Origin of the sequence: Desulfotomaculum sp. OF05-3, from assembly GCF_003435535.1 — a bacterium.
Classification (GTDB): Bacteria; Bacillota; Clostridia; order Lachnospirales; family Lachnospiraceae; genus Pilosibacter; species Pilosibacter fragilis.
The window spans coordinates 1737-3567 of the sequence record NZ_QWGO01000072.1 but is presented as its reverse complement, the minus strand read 5'-3'; the positions used below and the strand labels follow the sequence as shown (position 1 = coordinate 3567).

General features: G+C 36.2%; 5 protein-coding genes and 1 pseudogene. All 6 read right to left on the bottom strand.

Translation table 11 applies throughout. The features are described 5' to 3' along the window. Positions 1-30: 30 nt before the first annotated feature. A complete protein-coding gene (locus DXA87_RS17555) occupies positions 31-210 on the bottom strand; it encodes an SMI1/KNR4 family protein (protein WP_242998139.1) in 180 nt (59 codons plus the stop codon). A 109-nt stretch (positions 211-319) separates the two neighbouring features. Then, complete coding sequence (locus DXA87_RS17550; RefSeq protein ID WP_015553869.1) at positions 320-757, bottom strand: SUKH-3 domain-containing protein; 438 nt, start codon at positions 755-757, stop codon at positions 320-322. A gap of 49 nt (positions 758-806) precedes the next feature. Then, on the bottom strand, positions 807-1127 hold the full coding sequence (locus tag DXA87_RS17545) for a type II toxin-antitoxin system RelE/ParE family toxin (RefSeq protein ID WP_117505575.1): 321 nt from the start codon (positions 1125-1127) through the stop codon (positions 807-809). Then, the gene (locus DXA87_RS17540) at positions 1127-1429 is read right to left on the bottom strand and encodes a type II toxin-antitoxin system RelB/DinJ family antitoxin (protein ID WP_015553867.1); all 303 of its coding nucleotides are present in this window, start codon (positions 1427-1429) and stop codon (positions 1127-1129) included. Before DXA87_RS17540 ends, DXA87_RS17545 begins: the two co-directional genes overlap by 1 nt. Positions 1430-1553: 124 nt before the next feature. Then, positions 1554-1691: pseudogene (locus tag DXA87_RS18580) on the bottom strand (phage integrase N-terminal SAM-like domain-containing protein); the annotation flags it as partial. Further along, positions 1639-1831: hypothetical protein (locus tag DXA87_RS18575; protein ID WP_282433284.1), on the bottom strand; the 193-nt coding region annotated here is incomplete at its 5' end. The gene DXA87_RS18575 and the pseudogene DXA87_RS18580, both read right to left, overlap by 53 nt.

Below are 1831 nucleotides of genomic sequence, written 5' to 3'. Positions count from 1 at the left end.
GCTTGGATTTTTGTCTTGACAACTGAACCACTATACTTGTAATTCTTCTAACCGATATAATATAAGCCATGTTTCACCAATATCGCCTTGGCCACCATTGTGTTTTTTCATAAATTCTATGTAATCGTTTGGTAATACCACATCATTTATTTTCTCGATAATTTCTCCAACATAAGGCGTATTAAATTCAAACATTCCCCATTTTTCCATATCATTCACCTCGCCGTAAAATTCAAATTCGTCTCTCCGTTAAACACACCGGCTTACTGAAACTTGTCGCTTTGTTTCTGTTTAGATTGCATTTGACATAAGAACGAAATTATTCAATCGTTTTAGATATTCTGCATTCGCCAATCAGACAATCCAACATATCTTCTACGCCAATTCCACACAGTTCGCAGCATCCATTTGTAAAACAATAAAATTCATTCGTGATGGTCATCACTAAAAACAGCTCATTTGTGCAACACATTCCCAACGGATAAGTTGTTGTATTAATATCATACTCATCTAACAAATTTTCAAAATATTCCGCATCTAAATTTATTCCAATAGCTTCCAACGGATTGAAATCGACATCTCTAAACCATTTCAAATTCTCAATATGGAGCAATCCAAATTCCTCAAGAAAAGCTTCTACATTTGCTGGCATCTCCAATCCAATTTCTCTATATCTCTTTTTGAAAGCAGAAATATCAATTTTACGTCCACATTTCCATCCAGCTGCCTTTAGCCGTTGTAAGGTAGTAGTTTCCATACAATTCTCCTTCCCAATACAATAAGCAACTTCAAATAAACGCGTGCTTTTATAGCTCGCCTCTCAAACGTGCTTCTATATCAGATGCCGTGTATAACACATCCGTTACAATTACCCTTTCGTCACGGATTGTGTAAAACACTGAATAATTATCGACGAGCATTCTACGCAACTCCATTCTCTTTTCCGGCTCAGAATCCATAATCCTAAATCGTTCCGGGAAAGTGTCTAATGTAAGTATTTCATCAGCAATGCGATTATATTGCCCCATTGCATTATCCGGAGCAAGCACATCTATAGCAATATAATTGTATATATCTTCCATATCCTGCAAAGCTTCTTTTGTAATCTCTACCTTATATTGCTTCATTAATGCCTCTCTCTAAATGCCACAAACGCACTAGCTGCATCCTCAACATTTCCTTTCTCTATATCGGCATATCCTTTTTCTAACTTTTGATGAATCTGTGTAACAGACATCATATCTGCATTCACTGAATTAGCTGCTTTTGGTAATACAATAGAAAAGGGAATTCCTCCTACTAATGATATTTGTTTTAAATACATATCTATAGCAGTAGCCATTGGTATCCCTAATTGTGCCAATACACTTTCTGCATTTTCTTTTACATCTGGATTTACTCTTATATTTAATGTTGCTGTTTTTCCCATAGAATACACCTCCATCTTTCTTTTATTGTAACGTCTTTTGCGTTACAAGTCAATCTATGAAATATATTTTCGATGCGATAGCTTCACATTGTTTTGATTAACCATTGCATATCTGAGCGTTGTATCTTATAATATAATCCTCTTCCTCTAGCCACGAAAAAAATGTGGAAAGACTTCTACGAATATTATCAATAGTTACCTTTCCACAATTATTTATCGTTTGATACTCTACAAGATATTTTCGTAGCATCTCGGTCGTTATCTTTATGACCGGAATATTTCTGGATGACCTCCCATTCATGCCGCCAGATTTCACAATACTTCTGGTCGTTCCAGTCAACCGTATCCTCCTTGTGGCTTTTCCACCTGCCGGATGGCAGCTTTATCCGTTCCCCGTTTTCA

Excerpts from the sequence above, each read along its gene's own strand:
- DXA87_RS17545 (WP_117505575.1), bottom strand. The coding sequence starts at position 1,127 with ATGAAGCAATATAAGGTAGAGATTACAAAAGAAGCTTTGCAGGATATG.
- DXA87_RS17550 (WP_015553869.1), bottom strand. The coding sequence starts at position 757 with ATGGAAACTACTACCTTACAACGGCTAAAGGCAGCTGGATGGAAATGT.
- DXA87_RS17540 (WP_015553867.1), bottom strand. The coding sequence starts at position 1,429 with ATGGGAAAAACAGCAACATTAAATATAAGAGTAAATCCAGATGTAAAA.
- DXA87_RS17555 (WP_242998139.1), bottom strand. The coding sequence starts at position 210 with ATGGAAAAATGGGGAATGTTTGAATTTAATACGCCTTATGTTGGAGAA.